At 72.3% G+C, this 15,922-nt stretch carries 15 protein-coding genes; 9 read left to right on the forward strand and 6 right to left on the reverse strand.

The window, feature by feature from the left end:
• Positions 1-12 precede the first annotated feature (12 nt).
• The 3 genes from ACIBP6_RS21025 to ACIBP6_RS21035 form a co-directional block, all read right to left on the reverse strand.
• The gene (locus ACIBP6_RS21025) at positions 13-2,916 is read right to left on the reverse strand and encodes a M36 family metallopeptidase (protein ID WP_397054473.1); all 2,904 of its coding nucleotides are present in this window, start codon (positions 2,914-2,916) and stop codon (positions 13-15) included.
• A 153-nt stretch (positions 2,917-3,069) separates the two neighbouring features.
• On the reverse strand, positions 3,070-3,210 hold the full coding sequence (locus ACIBP6_RS21030; RefSeq protein WP_397054475.1) for a hypothetical protein: 141 nt from the start codon (positions 3,208-3,210) through the stop codon (positions 3,070-3,072).
• Positions 3,203-3,985, reverse strand: coding sequence for an ABC transporter ATP-binding protein (locus tag ACIBP6_RS21035; RefSeq protein ID WP_397054477.1), 783 nt, complete (start codon positions 3,983-3,985; stop codon positions 3,203-3,205). The genes ACIBP6_RS21030 and ACIBP6_RS21035 overlap by 8 nt, the downstream gene beginning before the upstream one ends.
• Positions 3,986-4,106: 121 nt before the next feature.
• Here ACIBP6_RS21035 and ACIBP6_RS21040 point away from each other — a divergent pair, with 121 nt between their 5' ends.
• The 8 genes from ACIBP6_RS21040 to ACIBP6_RS21075 all read left to right on the forward strand — a co-directional run bounded on the left by ACIBP6_RS21040 (position 4,107) and on the right by ACIBP6_RS21075 (position 11,687).
• Positions 4,107-4,439 (forward strand): putative quinol monooxygenase, encoded by a 333-nt coding sequence (locus tag ACIBP6_RS21040; protein ID WP_132619047.1) that lies wholly within the window; start codon positions 4,107-4,109, stop codon positions 4,437-4,439.
• Between the two features lie 163 nt (positions 4,440-4,602).
• Positions 4,603-5,847, forward strand: coding sequence for an ROK family transcriptional regulator (locus ACIBP6_RS21045; protein WP_397054479.1), 1,245 nt, complete (start codon positions 4,603-4,605; stop codon positions 5,845-5,847).
• Positions 5,844-6,653 (forward strand): ABC transporter permease, encoded by an 810-nt coding sequence (locus ACIBP6_RS21050; RefSeq protein ID WP_397054481.1) that lies wholly within the window; start codon positions 5,844-5,846, stop codon positions 6,651-6,653. The genes ACIBP6_RS21045 and ACIBP6_RS21050 overlap by 4 nt, the downstream gene beginning before the upstream one ends.
• The gene (locus ACIBP6_RS21055; protein ID WP_397054483.1) at positions 6,650-7,429 is read left to right on the forward strand and encodes an ABC transporter ATP-binding protein; all 780 of its coding nucleotides are present in this window, start codon (positions 6,650-6,652) and stop codon (positions 7,427-7,429) included. The genes ACIBP6_RS21050 and ACIBP6_RS21055 overlap by 4 nt, the downstream gene beginning before the upstream one ends.
• Before the next feature lie 35 nt (positions 7,430-7,464).
• Complete coding sequence (locus ACIBP6_RS21060; protein WP_397054485.1) at positions 7,465-8,433, forward strand: aliphatic sulfonate ABC transporter substrate-binding protein; 969 nt, start codon at positions 7,465-7,467, stop codon at positions 8,431-8,433.
• A complete protein-coding gene (locus ACIBP6_RS21065) occupies positions 8,430-9,899 on the forward strand; it encodes a sulfatase-like hydrolase/transferase (protein ID WP_397054487.1) in 1,470 nt (489 codons plus the stop codon). Before ACIBP6_RS21060 ends, ACIBP6_RS21065 begins: the two co-directional genes overlap by 4 nt.
• A 325-nt stretch (positions 9,900-10,224) precedes the next feature.
• Entirely contained in the window at positions 10,225-11,391 is a 1,167-nt protein-coding gene (locus ACIBP6_RS21070; protein ID WP_397054489.1) for a hypothetical protein, read from the forward strand.
• Positions 11,392-11,393: 2 nt separating this feature from the next.
• Entirely contained in the window at positions 11,394-11,687 is a 294-nt protein-coding gene (locus tag ACIBP6_RS21075; protein WP_397054491.1) for a hypothetical protein, read from the forward strand.
• Between the two features lie 61 nt (positions 11,688-11,748).
• Here ACIBP6_RS21075 and ACIBP6_RS21080 read toward each other — a convergent pair whose 3' ends face one another.
• The 3 genes from ACIBP6_RS21080 to ACIBP6_RS21090 form a co-directional block, all read right to left on the reverse strand.
• Positions 11,749-12,609, reverse strand: coding sequence for a fumarylacetoacetate hydrolase family protein (locus ACIBP6_RS21080; protein WP_397054493.1), 861 nt, complete (start codon positions 12,607-12,609; stop codon positions 11,749-11,751).
• 103 nt (positions 12,610-12,712) lie between these two features.
• Positions 12,713-14,197 carry a multicopper oxidase family protein gene (locus ACIBP6_RS21085; protein WP_397054495.1) on the reverse strand — a complete coding sequence of 495 codons (1,485 nt, stop codon included), beginning with the start codon at positions 14,195-14,197 and terminating at the stop codon, positions 12,713-12,715.
• The gene (locus tag ACIBP6_RS21090; protein WP_397054497.1) at positions 14,194-14,622 is read right to left on the reverse strand and encodes a hypothetical protein; all 429 of its coding nucleotides are present in this window, start codon (positions 14,620-14,622) and stop codon (positions 14,194-14,196) included. Before ACIBP6_RS21090 ends, ACIBP6_RS21085 begins: the two co-directional genes overlap by 4 nt.
• A 153-nt stretch (positions 14,623-14,775) precedes the next feature.
• Here ACIBP6_RS21090 and ACIBP6_RS21095 point away from each other — a divergent pair, with 153 nt between their 5' ends.
• Positions 14,776-15,912: a sensor histidine kinase gene (locus ACIBP6_RS21095; RefSeq protein ID WP_397054499.1), complete on the forward strand. Its 1,137-nt coding sequence runs from the start codon at positions 14,776-14,778 to the stop codon at positions 15,910-15,912.
• Positions 15,913-15,922: the final 10 nt, after the last annotated feature.

Genomic DNA, 15,922 nt, shown 5'->3' on the forward strand with positions numbered 1-15,922 from the left:
CCGGTCAGGGCGTCAGTGCGAGAACGCCTGGAACTCGGCCGCTCGGAGGTGGTCGCGCTGCGGGCTGGCCGTGGCGCAGTCCGTCGCGGAGTTGGGGTCGTTGTCCTGCTCCCCGGCGTACAGCGGGTTGCCGGTGCACTGCGTGGTGAGCGCGCGGAGCATGAGGTGGGTGGCGTCGACCGAGCGGATGTCGAACGACTTGATCAACATGTCCGCGCCCCTGGGACGCGGCAGCGCCGCGTCGAAGGCGTTCGCCTTGCTCGTGTAGACCTTCCGGAAGTTCGCCGGGTCGGCGCAGTCCGCGCTGCAGGCCAGCACCTCGAACGAGCGCAGGCTGGAGAAGCGGTTCTGCGTGCCCGGGTCGGCGGCGTCCGCGACGGGCGGGCGGAGCATCGCGCTGACCTGCACCCGGCGGACCTTGACCGGCTCGTCGCCCGCCAGGTCCACCACGACCGACCTGCCCGCCGGCGCGCCGGTGAGCGAGGCCCAGTTCGTGGCCTCGGTCTCGTCGATCAGCTTGTCGTGGTTGACGCCGTCGCCCGCGGCCGTGGCGCCGTTCGCCGCCGAGGCGTGGTTACGGGTCAGCGGCAGCGGGAGCGGCAGCTTGACGCCGGGGAGGACCGCGTACTTCAGCCGCTTGTGGCCGAAGCCGGCGCCCGCCACGACGAAGTCATACACACCAGGGGTCATCTCGGCGGTGTCGCCGAGCTCGGTCGCCGGGTCGGTGTCCGCGACCGGGACCACGCGGCCCTCGTAGTCGCCGACGTACAGCCGCAGCGCCGCGTCCTTCGCCTCGCCCAGCGGCTTGAGCTGCAACGAGCCGTTCTTGCCTGCCGGGTTGACGAAGCTGGGCGTGGCGTCGGCGTCGTTCGGGCCGTTGCTGGCCGCACCCTCGCCCAGGCCGTGCTCGGCGAAGGCGCGCCACATGATGTCCTGGTTCTTGCCGCCGAAGCGCATCCGGTCGGCGGCGAGCAGGGCGTCGCGGTGGTCCACGTAGTCGACCGCGCCCGCGGCCATGAGCAGCAGGGCGTCGAACGACAGCTGCGCCCAGCGCCGGTTGCCCGGGCACTTCTCGACCGGCGTCTCGCCCTCGGCGCAGGCCAGCTGCTGCCTGGCGCTGCCCTGACCGTAGCGCTTGACGAAGGCCGCCCGCACGTCGAACTGCGTGGCCGACCAGATCTCGCCGTCCGCGTGCGGCTGCGTGCCGACGATGTCGTAGCCGAGGTCGCTGTAGTTCAGCGGGGACTTCGACATGTCGTAGTTGCGGATGCCGCGCGTCTTGTCGCCGGTGACGTACCCGCCGGTCACGTACGGGGTGTCGCCCGCGGGGCGGGTGCCGTACTCGAAGAGCTGCTCCATGGAGAACAGGTCGGAGGTGCTCTCGTTCATCGCGCCGGCCTGCGCGCCGCTCCAGCCGGCGTTCGGGCCGGCGACCATGCGGCCGGAGATGGCGTGCGTGTACTCGTGGCCGATGACCGACATGTCGTAGTCGCCGTCCACGCAGGGCGCGTAGAACGAGCCGGCGATGGGCTGCCACAGGTACATGTTCGTGATCGGCGCGACGCCGTCGGGGCCGGTGATCTGGTTGGCGTTGTCACGCACCGACAACACCCGTGCCCCGGCCTGGGCGTTGCCCTGCTCGGGGTCGTTGCCGAGCCCGCCGCGGTCGCCGTTGTCCGCCTGCATGTTCCACGCGGTCTCGGTGAAGCCGAGCCGGTAGGACCAGTCGTGCATGCGGTTGTGCATGGCGTTCAGGTTGGCCATGGCGGCCTCGAGGTCGGCCTCGCCGGGCTGGTCGAACACGGCCGGGTCGCACTTGGCCTCGTACCAGGTGTTCTTCCACGGGTAGTCGTAGTCACGGCTCGGCGTGAGCACGTTGGAGCGGGTGCCGACGGTGAACGGGTCGCCGCTGGCCCGGTTCTCGACCGTCTTCGCCGCGTTGCCGATGCTCGTGTCGGTCGGCTCGTTGGTCGTGTGGTCGACGTCCCACGGCTTGCCGGTCGCGGGGTCACCGCCGACCACGTAGTCGCAGCCGCGGGCGGGCGTGAAGCACCACGTCTCGCGGGTGTCCCTGGAGGAGTAGTCGCCGCGCGGGTTCGCCGGGAAGACCTCCCACTGGGGGTTGTCCGGCTCGGCGTGGTGGTCGACGAGGTTCTCGCGGGTCAGGATGGCGCCGCTGACCGCGTCCACGTGCGTGGTGTACCCGGCCTCGGTGCCCTGCGCGCCGCCGATCAGGACCACCTGGTACGCGCTGTGCACCCCGTCCGGCGCGGGCACCGCCACCGGCGTGGCCTGCCTGGTCACCGCCGTGGCCAGGTCGATGCCGCCGTCCCTGGCCGCGATCTCCATGGCCTGCTCGGCGGTGATCGCGGCGGCCGGGGGCGCGCCGGTCTCCCGCGAGAGCGAGGAGGTGACGTGCATGACCTGGCCGCCCGTTACACCGACCGAGACCAGGCCGTCCACGCCGGCCGGCAGGTCGCCGAAGCGCTGCCGCAGCAGTACCGCGTGGCCGTCGCCGATCGGGTTCGCCGCGACCGTCTCCAGCGCGTCGACGGCCTCGGCCGACAGCCCGAAGACGCTCTCGTTGTCCTGGAGATAGGCCTTCGCCGCCTGTACGGGATCGGAGCCGAGGCCCTCGGCCAGCGGTTCCGCGCTGGTGACGGTGGCCGGGGTGCCGAGGTTGTTCCACCGGATGTCGGCGGCGGGGCCGGCCCGGCGGGCGTTGGCGCCGGCCGGCGGCGGCACCCGGCCCTGGCGGTTGTCCACGTCCGGCTTACCGTGGTTCTCCGCCTGGAAGTCGTGGACCACCGAGGGGGGCTCGCGGCGTTCGCCTTGCGCCGCTCCGGCGAGGGGGAGAGTCGACGCGGTGAGCGCGACGACGACGAGTGTGCCGCGTAACCAGGGCTTGGTCGACACGTTTGCCTCCTGCGTGTCAGGGACGCGCTTACACGCATCTGCGCATGAGGAAACACCGGCTGATCCCAGGTGACAAGATCTTGTAAAGGCGGAAATATCAGCGTATAAGCGGCTGAAAGGTGCAGGTCGGGCGCGCCGGGAAAACGGCGGCGCTCACCCGTGCGACGGCGCCGTCCTCCAGGCGAGCAGCCGGCGGACCAGGCCCGGCATGCCGGGCGCCGCGTCTTCGGGCTCGCACTCGTCGTCGGGCAGGTCGTACCAGTGCAGGTCGCCCTCGTACTCCGTCTCAGCCATGGATGGTCGCCGCCTCACGCTCCCGCGCCACCTCGCCGCGCAACAGGGTCCGGACATGCCGCCGGTACGCGCCGAAGGCCCGGCCCGCCCGCCGGTCGCGGGCGTCGAGGCGCACCTCCACGATCTCCTTGATCCGTCCGGGCGCGCGGGTCATCACCGCGACCCGGCGGCCGAGGCGGAGCGCTTCGTCGATGCCGTGCGTGACGATCACGATGGTCGTGCCGGTGCGCTCCCGGACCCGGACGAGATCGTCCCGCAACGACGCGCGGGCCGGGGCGTCGAGCCCCGCGAACGGCTCGTCCATCAGCAGGACGCCGGGCCCGGAGGCGAGGCTGCGGGCGAGCGCCACGCGCCGGCGCAGCCCGGCGGACAGCTCGTGCGGATAGCGGCCCGCATGACCGGACAGCCCGGCGAGCGCGAGGTGCTCGCTCGCCCGCCGCGTCCGCTCCGGCCTCGGCACGCCCGTGCCCTCCAGCCCGAACTCCACGTTCCCCTGGGCGGTACGCCACGGGAGCAGGTCGTACTGCTGGACGACCACAGCGGGGTGGGGCGCGACGACCGGCACGCCGCCCACGAGGACCTCGCCCCGCGTCGGCCGGGCGAGCCCGGCGACGAGGTCGAGCAGCGTGGACTTGCCGCAGCCGCTGGGCCCCACGAGCGTGAGCAACTCCCCCGCGCGCACGTCGAGGTCGACGCCGCAGAGCGCGGTGCGCGGCCCGCCCGGCTCGCCGGCCGGGAAGGTCATGGTCACGTCGCGGATGCTGATCTCGATCACGTGGCTCCCTCCACGACCACGAAATTACGAGCGCGCGACCATAAAGTCAACATTCCCTACATGAGATGTAGAAAATTACCCTGATCACGTACCACCACGACGAACGAGGGGACCCGATTCGATGATCTTCATCACCGCCAAGTTCCGCATCCTGCCCGAGCACGCCGACCGGTGGCCGGAGATCAGCCGCGAGTTCACCGAGGCCACCCGCGCCGAACCCGGCTGCCTGTGGTTCGACTGGTCGCGCAGCCTCGACGACCCGAACGAGTACGTCCTGGTGGAGGCGTTCCGCGACGACGCGGCGGGCGCGGCGCACGTGCAGTCGGCCCACTTCAAGCAGGCCCAGCAGACGCTGCCGCCTCACCTGGCCGAGACGCCGCGCATCGTGAACACCACCATCGCCCAGGACGACTGGTCCGAGCTCGGCGAGATGGCGGTGCCCCCGCGCGGCTGACCGCTCCCGCCACACGGCGCGCGAAGCTCGTTACGCGACTGTTACGAGCTTCGCGCTGCCCCCCAGATCCCCGTTTCCGCAGCTCACGGCCGTTGTTTGGGGAACGGAATCATTTTTTCCGGGTTATTGACGAAAAACCCGCGACGTCGGCAGACTCGGCGTCATGTCACCACCTCGTGGTCCCCTGGCCCAGCTCCGGCGCGGGCACGAGCAGCTCGTGCTGGGCCTGTTGCGCAAACACGGGCCACTCAGCAGGGGCGAGCTGGGCAAGCGCTGCGGCCTGTCCCGCACGACGCTCTACGACATCCTCGCCTCTCTCGTCGCGAGCGGCACGGTCGTGGCAGCCGGTCAGCAGGACGCGCCCCGCGGCCGTGGCAGGCCCGCCGAGACGCTGACCCTCAACCCCGACGCGGGCCAGGCCATCGGCATCGACTTCGCCCGTCGCGGCCTGCACGTCGCCGCCGTCAACGTGGCCCACGAGGTCGTCGGCGCGGTCAGCGAGCCGCACGACGCCGACCTGCCGTGGGAGCAGCGGGTCGAGCTGGCCGAGCGGCTCGTCGGCTCGCTCACCGGCACCGGCTCGGGAGCCCTGCGCCTGGGCGCGCTCGACGCGATCGGCGTCGGCGTCGTCGGCCCCGTCACCGGGCCCGACGCGTCAGAGGCGGGCGACGACGCCCCCGCCGCGGACGGGCCCGCGCCGCACCCCGTGCAGCTCCTGCTGCGCGAGCGGTTCGGCGTGCCGGTGCTGCTGGACAACAACACCCGCCTGGCCGCCCTGGGCGAGGCCATCTGGGGCGCCGCCGCCGGCGAGCAGGACGTGCTCTACCTGCGTCTGTCGCACGGCGTCGGCGGCGGGCTGGTGATCGGCGGGTCGCTGCACCGCGGCACGCAGGGCCTGTCCGGCGAGTTCGGCCACATCACCGTCGAGCCCGGCGGCGCGCGCTGCGAGTGCGGCGGCACGGGCTGTCTGGAGACCGTCGCCTCGATCAGGGCGGTGCTCGACGCCTACCGCGCCGCCGGCGGCCGGGCCGGCGGCGTCCCGCAACTGGCCGAGGCGGCCAGGGCCGGCGACGCTTCCGCCCTGACCCTCCTGGAGGACGTCGGCACGAGGATCGGCGCTGTCCTCGCGGCCGTCTGCAACACCATCGGTCCCGGCGTCATCGTGATCGGCGGCGAGCTGACCGAGACCGGCGACGCGCTGATGCGGCCGATCGAACGGGCGCTGCACGAGCACGTCATGCCGGTCTCCCGGCACCTGCTGAGCCTGCGCCGGGCCAGGCTCGGCGAGGTCGCGGGCGCCCTCGGCGGCATCGCCCTGGTGCTGCACGAGTCTCCCCTGCTGTCCCGCTATCCAGCCGGTCCCGATCTCGCAAAGGACCCCACCATGACCCCATCGAGGCACCCATGACCCAGCTCACCGCGGTGGGCAAGCCGTCCGAGGCGCGGGCCGCCCGGCGCGGCGCCGGCCGCCCGAGGCGCGCCCTCGCGCTCAACCTGATCGCGGTCGTCGCCGGCCTGGTCGTGTGGACGCTGCTGGCCACGGTCGGCGTGCAGGGCCTGCCCACCCCGCTGGAGGTGGCGGTCAGGGCCGGCGAGCTGGTCGCCGACGGCACGCTGCCGCTGGACGCGCTGGCCAGCCTGCGCCGCGTCCTGCTCGGCTTCCTGCTCGGCACGCTGCTGGCCGTGCCGATCGGCTTCCTGATGGGCTGGTACGCCACGGCGCGCGGCCTGCTGGAGCCGTACGTGCAGTTCTTCAGGACGATCCCGCCGCTGGCGATCATCCCGCTGGCCATCGTGCTCATGGGCATCGGCGAGGTGCCGAAGGTCTTCGTGATCTTCCTGGCGGCGTTCCTGTCCAGCGTCGTGTCGACGTTCCAGGGCGTGGTGGACGTGGACAGGACGCTGATCAACGCCGCCCGCGTGCTCGGCGCGTCGGACCGGACGATCTTCGCGAAGGTCGTGGTGCCCGCCTCGACGCCGTTCATCCTGGTCGGGATGCGGGTCGGGCTCGGCGCGGCCTGGGGCACGCTCGTCGCCGCCGAGCTGATCGCCGCCCAGGAGGGTCTCGGCTTCCGGATGCAGCAGGCCCAGCTCTACTACGACCTGTCCACGATCTTCGTGGGCCTGATCGCCATCGGCGTGCTCGGCCTGCTGATGGACCGACTGCTGCTGTTCGCCGAGCGACGCCTCACCGACTGGCAGGAGCGCCGTTGAACACCAAGATCTCTTTCCGGGACGTCGTCAAGACGTACCCGATGAAGGACGGCGTCTTCACGGCGCTCGACCACGTGTCGCTGGACATCGCCGACCGCGAGTTCGTCACGGTCGTCGGCCCGTCGGGCTGCGGCAAGAGCACGCTGATGAGCATGGCCGCCGGGCTCGTCGAGCCCGGGGCGGGCGAGGTGCTGGTCGACGGCCGCCCGGTGACCGGCCCCGGTCCGGAGCGCGGCGTGATCTTCCAGCAGTACGCGCTGTTCCCGTGGCTGACCGTGCGCAAGAACGTCGAGTTCGGCCTGAAGCTCATGGACCTGCCGGCCGGGGAGCGCAGGCGGCGCGCCGAGCACGCGATCGAGCTGGTCGGGCTGTCCGACTTCGCCGACGCGCTGCCCAAGACGCTGTCCGGCGGCATGAAGCAGCGCTGCGCGATCGCCCGCGCGTACGCGGTGAATCCGCAGGTCCTGCTCATGGACGAGCCGTTCGGCGCGCTCGACGCGCTCACCCGCGTGCAACTGCAGGACCAGCTCCTCGACACCTGGAGCAAGGAGCAGCGCACGGTCATGTTCATCACGCACGACGTGGACGAGGCCGTCTACCTGGCGCGGCGGGTCGTCGTGATGGCCGCCAGGCCGGGCCGCGTCCAGCAGGTCATCGACGTGGACCTGCCGTACCCGAGGACCGAGGAGATGCGGCTGTCGCCCGAGTTCGGGCGCATCCGCAACGAGGTCTGGCACGCCGTCTACCACCAGCCGCCGGCCGTACCCGCGGCCTGACCGTACCCCCATCCCCCGGAAAGGACTGATCCGCCATGCGTTCTCTTCGCCGCGCCCTGACGGCCGCCTCGGCGGTGAGCCTCCTGACACTCTCCGTGACCGCGTGCTCCGACGACGGCTCCACGGTCAGGTTCGGCTACATCAGCGACTACAACGGCGCGAGCCTGCTCGCGATCGCCGCCAAGCAGGGCCTGTGGGACAAGCAGGGTCTCACCCCCGAGATCAAGGTGTTCACCAACGGCCCGCTCCAGATCCAGGCCCTCGGCGCCGGCGACCTCGACTTCGGCTACATCGGCCCGGGCGCGATGTGGCTGCCCGCCTCCGGCAAGGCCAAGGTCGTCGCCGTCAACACGCTCGCGTACGCCGACCGCGTCATCGGCCGGCCCGGCGTCGCCACGATGCAGGACCTGAAGGGCAAGAAGGTCGGGGTACCGGAGGGCACGTCCGGCGACATGGTGCTCAACCTGGCGCTGAAGAAGGCCGGGATGGCCCCGAGCGACATCGAGAAGGTGCCGATGGACCCCGCGACCGTGGTGTCGGCGTTCGCCGCCGGGCAGATCGACGGGGCCGGCATCTGGTATCCGCTGATCGACACGATCAAGCAGAAGGTGCCGGGCACGGTCGAGATCGCCGGCACCAAGGAGTTCCCCGACAACTCGTTCCCGACGGCGTTCGTCAGCGGACCGAACCCGGACGCCGAGCTGACCGACAAGGTGATCAAGGTGCTGCAGGAGGCCAACGACTGGCGGGCCGCGCACCCCGAGGAGTCGATCACCGAGGCCGCGGCGCTGCTCAAGCTCGACCCGGCCAAGGTCAAGGCCGATGCGGCGAACGTGCGGACGATGACCACCGCCGACTTGGTCGCCAAGACCGAGGACGGCACGGTCGGCACGTGGCTGGACAGCCTGGCCGACTTCTTCGTCGGCACCGGCCAGCTCAAGTCGAAGCCGGAGCCCGCGACGTACTACACCGGCGATCTCTACACGAAGGCCTACTCGAAGTGAACCTGCTGTTCCTGATGACCGACCAGCACCGCGTCGACACCCTGGGCTGTTACGGCAACCCGCACGTGGCCACACCCAACCTCGACCGGCTGGCCGCGACCGGCACGCGCTTCGACCGGTTCTACACCCCGACGGCCATCTGCACGCCGGCGCGCGCCAGCCTGCTCACCGGGCAGGCGCCGTTCCGGCACCGGCTGCTGGCGAACTACGAGCGCAACGTCGGTTACCTGGAGGACCTGCGGGACGACGCGTTCACCTTCCCGCAGGCGCTGAAGGACCGGGGTTACCAGCTCGGGCTGATCGGCAAGTGGCACGGCGGCACCCATCGCAACGCCGCCTCGTACGGCTTCGACGGCCCCGACCTGCCCGGCTGGCACAACCCTGTCGACCATCCCGACTACCTGGCCTACCTGGAGGAGCGGGGGCTGCCGCCGTACAAGATCTCCGACCTGATCCGCGGCACCACGCCGAACGGCAACCGCGGCAACCTGCTGGCGGCGCGGCTGCACCAGCCGGAGGAGGCGACGTTCGAGGCCTATCTGGCGACCCGGGCCATCGAGCATCTGGAGCGGTACGCCGCCGACGGCCGGCCGTTCTACCTGGCCGCCCACTTCTTCGGGCCGCACCTGCCGTACCTGCTGCCGGACGAGTACTTCGACATGTACGACCCCGCGCTGGTCGAGCTGCCCGCCTCGATCGCGGAGACGTTCGAGGGCAAGCCGCCGGTGCAGCGCAACTACAGCGCGCACTGGACGTTCGACACGATCCCCATCGAGGTCACCCGAAAGCTGATCGCGGTCTACTGGGGCTACGTCACGCTGATCGACCGGCAGATCGGCCGCATCCTCGACAAGCTCGACGAGCTGGGGCTGACGGATCAGACGTCGGTGTTCTTCACCGCCGACCACGGCGAGTTCACCGGCGCCCACCGTCTGCACGACAAGGGCCCCGCGATGTACGAGGACATCTACCGCATTCCCGGCATCGTACGGATTCCCGGCGAGCGGCCGCAGGTCAGGGACGAGTTCGTGACGCTCACCGACTGCACGGCGACGATCCTGGAACTGGCCGGCTGCGACACCGCGCCGGCCGTCGACAGCCGCAGCCTGGTGCCGCTCGTCCGCGGTGAGCGCCCGGAGTGGCCGGCCGAACTGCTCGCGGAGTTCCACGGCCACCACTTCCCGTACCCGCAGCGCATGATCCGCGACGACCGCTACAAGCTCGTCGTCAACCCGGAGTCGGTCAACGAGCTGTACGACCTGCACGCCGACCCGCACGAGCTGAGCAACCGCTACACCCATCCGGAGCTGGCGCCGGTGCGCCGCCGCCTGATGCGCCGGCTGTACGACCTGCTGCGCGAACGCGGCGACAACTTCTACCACTGGATGACCCCGATGTTCGACATCGGCGCCCTCGACCACGACCCCACCCTGAGCTCCTTCGAGAAGGAGGACGCCCCCGCATGAGGAGACTCCTGCCCTGCCGGCAGGACTGACGAGTTCGACGGCACGGCGCTCGGCGAGGGTCGGCGGTGGGCGCCCGGCCCCCGCCTCCAGCGGCTGTCGTACCACCACGACGCCGCGAGCGCCGGGTTCCGGACGTTGCCCGCGAAGGGCCGGCTCACGATCGGCCTGATCTCCATGAACCGGGCCGGTGCCGTGGCCGCGTTCGACTACGTGCGGACGTATCGGGGCCGAGGCCGGGCGATTCCCGTTCTGTGAAACGTGTGTCGCCCGGCGCGGCCGGTGTGCTTGACTCACCGGCCGGTGACCACACCCTCTGGGAGGGTTCATGGGGGAGTTCGTAGGGATCGACCCCCGCGGGGCGCATGAGGTGATCCGCCGGATGGAGGCGGGAAAAGAGGCTCTCGACCGGCTCCGTCCGCTGCTCGACGCGGCGATCGCCGAGGCGGGCAAGGACTGGGCCGGCGACCCCGGCTCCGCGGCCCTGCACCGCGCGCGGGCGTTCCTCGACGCGTCCGGGCAGGAGCTCAGGTGGCGCATCGACACGCTGGAACGCCTCGTGCCGGTGCGCGAGCGCGGCATGCTCTCGGGAACGTTCCCGTTCCCGAGCGAACGCGAGGCGGTCGAGACCGCCGAGCAGGACGCCAGGGCGATCCTGCACGCGCTCACCGACCACGACCGCCACCCCTCGACGGCGGCCCGCCACAGCCTGGAGTCCGCCGTAGCCGCCCTCACCCCAGGCGACCCCGCCTACGCGTCCGCTCTCCTGACCACCCTCGGCCCCACCACCCTGATCCGCCTCCTCGGCGCCGACGCCAGGAGTGACCGCGAGATCTTCCCCGTGCCCACCGATCTCGACAGCACCGACACGACCGCGCCCGCCGACCCGCGCCCGCCCGGGCTGGGCAACACCGGTACGGACGGGCCTGGAGGGCGGCTGGCGGCGCTTTTCGCGGATGCCGAGCGGACGGGGCGGCTTGGGCAGGAGTGGGACGGGCTGGTGGGGGGCGCGCCGGTGAGCGTGCCGGCGGCGCTGGTCACGCTCGGGCGGCCGTCGAGCCTGTTCCTCAACCGGGTCGCGGTCGCGTTGCTCGACCGTGAGCCGCCCGACCCGCGCCCGCTGGTCCTGGCCTACGGCGCCTTCCCCGAGGCGTTCCAGCAACTGCTCGCCGAGCACCCGCGCGAGACGGACCTGTTGCTGGCCGCCGCCGGCGACGACGAGGCGCTCGCCACCGCGCTGCACGGGGCGCTGCGTCCGTACGCGGGCGCCGACGGCCTGCGGGAGCGGGCCTGGCTGAACGTGGTGCGCGCCGTCGGCGCCCACGACGACGCCCCCGGCGCGGCCGTCCGCCTGGTGCTGGCCGAGGACGTGACGCCGTACCTCGGCCGGCTGGCCCAGGCCCGGGACGGCGCCCAGCCCGCACCCCCGTGGGACCGGCTGGACGCCGAAACGGCGGCCCGCTTCCTCGGCGCGCTCCGCCTCCGGAGCCACTGACCGTGCGCGAGAAACAACAGCTGCTGCGCGAGGCGGCCGACAAGGAATCACTCGCCACCGCCTTGACCCGCTACGCCAAGGGATTGTCCGACGCGTTCGAGGGCATCCCGTCGCGCCAGGAGGAGTACGACCCCTTCTGGACGGGCCCGTCCGCCGGCCGCCACCTCGCGCGGACCCAGCAGGTGCGGCGCGAGATGGCCGACCTGGTGGACGCGTGCCTCATCACCGCCGAGAACCTGCGCCGCCGCGCCCAGCGGCTCCGCGAAACCGCGGCACAGCTCCCCGACCCCACGTAGCCGCCAGGCTGAGGCCCGACCCCGCGGGAAGTCCCCGCGGACCCGGATCCGGCGGGCAGCGTCAGGTGGGTAGGCCGCGGACGACCGGGGTCGCCAGGGTGCCGATCTCTGAGATACCGATCGTGACCGTGTCGCCGTCCTCCAGGGTGAAGGGCAGGTCGGGGACCAGGCAGGTGCCCGTGGCCAGGACCGCGCCGTCGGGGAAGAGGTCGGCGCGGTACAGGTAGCCGGCGAGCTCGTCGAGGCGGCGGTGGAGCTGGGAGGTGCTGGCCTTGCCGTCCCAGACGGTCTCCCCCGCCCTGGTGATGGTCAGCGTGATGTCCAGCGCGTACGGGTCGGCGACCTCCCACGCCGGCCTGATCGCCGGACCGACCGCGCAGCCACCGAGGTAGATCTTGGCCTGCGGCAGGTAGAGCGGGTTGACGCCTTCGATGGTGCGCGAGCTGACGTCGTTGACCACCGTGTAGCCGACGATCTCGCCGGACGCGTTGAGCACCAGGCCGAGCTCCGGCTCCGGCACGTCGATCTCGGAGTCGGCGCGCACCGAGATGCGCCCGCCGTCGCCGCTCACCTTCCAGGCCACCGACTTGAAGAACAGCTCGGGCCGCTCGGCGTCGTAGACGAGCTCGTACACGTCGGCGGCCCGCTCGCTCTCCAGCACGCGGGCCTCGCGCGAGCGGCGGTAGGTCACGCCGGCCGCCCACACCTCCATCCGCGCGTCCACCGGGGCCAGCCGCGCGACGGCCGCCGACGGGTGCGCCGGGCCGTCGGCGGCCGCGCAGCGCTCGCGCAGCTCGGCGGCGGGCAGCCGGAGCAGCTCGCCGACGGTGGTGATGCCGGACAGCTCGGTCACGTGCTCGCCGTCGTCGACGCCGACCGCGTCGGCACCGGTCAGAGGGCTGGTGAACCTGACGATGTGCATGCTGCTCCGTTCGGACAGGGGGTGCGTCATCCGATGAAAGTCTCCCCCATTTCGCTTGGGAACGCCTCAATCGACGGCGAAAAGCTGGATGTCCTCCGATGACCTAGACGACCTCGAAGTCGGCCATCATCGCCATGTCCTCGTGTTCGAGGTTGTGGCAGTGCAGCATGTAGCGGCCGCGGTAGCCCTCGAAGCGGGCGAGCACGTCGACCACCTCGTACGGGCGCACGTCGACGGTGTCCTTCCAGCCCGCGTCGGTGGCGGCGGGCGGGCGGCCGTTGCGCGCCAGCACCAGGAAGTGGGCCAGGTGCAGGTGCACGGGGTGGTGGAAGTCGCTGGTCAGCCGCCAGACCTCGGCGGTGCCGAGGCGCGGCCGGGCCAGCAGGTCGCCGGGGCGGTAGACGCGGCCGTTGATCGTCCAGCTCTGGCCCGTGCGGCGGAAGTCGAACGACCGGGTCGTCACGGGCACCGGCCGCTCCGGCGGGCGCGACAGGGTCGTGGGCACGGCGCTGTCGTCCTTGGCCCGGCGGGCGACCACGAACCGCATGATCTGGCCCGCGGGCCCGTCGGCCAGGGTGTTGACCAGCGTGACCGTGCTGCCGACCGGGTAGGCGGAGAAGTCGACGACCACGTCGTACCGCTCGCCAGGGGCCATGGGGAGCGTGTCGTGCCGCACGGGCGCGGCCAGCAGCCCGGAATCGCTGCCGATCTGGGTGAACCGGCCGCCGGGAGCCAGGCGCAGCCGGAGCCTGCGGGCGTTGGAGGCGTTCAACAGCCGCAGCCGGTAGCGGGTGGCCGTCACCTCGTGCACCGGCCAGGGGGCGCCGTTGACCAGGATCACGTCGCCCTCGACGCCCTCCATGTAGTCGCTGTCGTGGCCCTCGTGGGTGCGCGGGTAGCGCAAGGAGCCGTCCTCGGCGAACGAGCGGTCGCAGATCAGCAGCGGCAGCTCGCGCTCGCCCGCGGGGAGCGGCAGCGCGTCCTCCTCCTCGTCGCGCACCAGCGCGAACCCGGCCAGCCCCTGCCACACCGAAGGCGCGGTGTAGTCCATCCGGTGGTCGTGGTACCACAGCGTGGCGGCCCGCTGGCCGACCGGGTAGCGGTAGTCCTTCGTGCCCTCGTGATGGACCTCACCGGGGTGTGTCATGTGAGCGGAATGCCCGGAGTGGCCGCCGGCGGGGATCACGAGGTCGGTCGGGTAGCCGTCGGAGCCGGGCGGGGTGACTCCGCCGTGCAGGTGGGTCGAGGTCGGCACGGGCAGCTCGTTGCGCACCCGGACCGTGGCCGGCTCGCCGCGCCGCAGCTCGAACGTGGGACCGGGGAACGTGCCGTCGTACCCCCAGACCTCGGTGCGCAGGCCGGGCAGGATCTCCACCCGGGCCACCCGCTGCGTCACCTCGTACAGACCCGGGGAGACCGGACGGGCGACCTGCGGGATCGGCAGCGGCACGGTGAACGGCGCGGGCATGGGCGCGCTGCCGGTGAGCAGCTCGCCCGCGACCTCGCCGCACCCGGTGGCGGCCAGCGCCGTGCCGCCGAGCATCCCGAGGAAGCCGCGCCGCGACAGGCCCGCCCGCCGCGCGCTCATGCCGCACTCCTGGTACGCGGACCGCGCCAGGCCCACATGGTGAAGACCGCCGACATCCCGAAGATCAGCATGCCGAGCGGGATGTGCGCCGCGATCAGGCGCGCGTTGCCCAGCGCCACCTGCGCCGTCTCCACGAGCACCATCGCGAGACTGATCAGCGCCGGCCGGCTGGAGAGCCGGGCGGGCCGCCACAGCAGCACGGCGGAGACGAGCTGCAGGTAGAGCAGGGCGTAGGTGACGCCGCCGTTGTTCTGGTGCCAGGTCAGCAGGTCGACGTCGCCGGTGACGAACAGCCCGGCCAGCGCGGCCTGCGCGAGCACCCCGATCAGATGGGCGGTGGCCGTGACGCGCAGCGCCCACACGATCCAGCTCGGCGCCGACGCGGAGACCGTCACGCCGCCGGGGAGGGGGGTTGAGGAGGTCATGCCGGCAATGCTGCACGTCAGCGGCCCTGCGCCGCATCGGACGGCGGACGGCATCTCGGCGTACTCCCCCGGGCGTACACGACGCCTTCCAGGGCGGCAACGTACGACCAGGGGAGGACGCCGCGCGTCACCCCGCTCCTTTACCGTGTGACCATGAACAGCCGGAAGACGGACGCGCTCGTCGCGGTGGGCGCGCTCTGCGCGATCATCGGGGGCACGCACGCGAACCTCTCGTGGACGGGTCCGCTGGAGCGCCCGCTCGACCCGGCGGGCACGCTGCTGATCACGGTCGCGGCGCTGTCGCTGGCCTGTCGGCGCACCGCCCCGCTGGCCGCCGGCGCCGTCGCCGTGGCCGCCGCCGTCGTCTACTACGCGGCCCACTACCCGGGCGTGTTCGCCGCCGCGCCGGCGCTCGCCTCGGTCTACACCCTCGCCATGCTGGGCCGCCGCCGGGCGGCGATCGGGCTGTCGGTGGCGATGTCCCTGCCGGTGTACGCGCTGATGGCGCTGGCGTCCGAGGACCCGGCGGCGGGCAACTGGATGACCCTGCTGTCCGGCTGGCTCGTGGCCATGGTCGTGGTCGGCGAGGTGACCAGGAGCCGGCGCGCGTACCTGCGGGCGGTCGAGCAGCGCGCGGAGGAGGCCGAGCGCACCCGCGAGGAGGCCGCGCTGCGCCGGGCCGGCGAGGAGCGGCTGTGGATCGCGCAGGAGCTGCACGACTCGCTCACCCACAGCATCTCCGTGGTCAACGTGCAGGTGGCGCTGGCCCTGGAGCTGCTCGACCGCAGGCCGGAGCGGGTCAGGCCGGCGCTGGAGGCGATCAAGGAGTCGGGTCACGAGGCGATGCGCGAGCTGCGCGCCACCCTAGGCGTGCTGCGCACGCGTGAGGCCGACGAGGCCGATGGGGCCGAGGCGGGGCTGGCCGGGCTGCCGCGGCTGGTGTCGCGGGCCGAGGGCGCCGGGCTGCGGGTGGCCCACACGGTCTCCGGGGAGCCGTACGCGCTGCCGCCCGAGGTCGGCCGGGCCGCGTACCGGATCGCGCAGGAGGCGCTCACCAACGTGCTGCGGCACGCGGGCGCGGGTGCGGTCACGGTCGCCGTCGAATACGATCCCCGGAAAATCATCTTGAAAGTGGACAATGACGGCGAGCCGGGCACGGCGCCGCCGGGAATGGGGTTGATCGGGATGCGCGAACGCGCGGTCGCGCTCGGCGGCTCGTTCACCGCGGGGCCCGGCCCGCACGGCGGGTTCACCGTCCGCGCCGAGCTTCCCGTGCGGGCGGCCGCGTGAGCGACGCCGC

Source organism: Nonomuraea terrae (assembly GCF_044465245.1).
Classification (GTDB): domain Bacteria; phylum Actinomycetota; class Actinomycetes; order Streptosporangiales; family Streptosporangiaceae; genus Nonomuraea; species Nonomuraea terrae.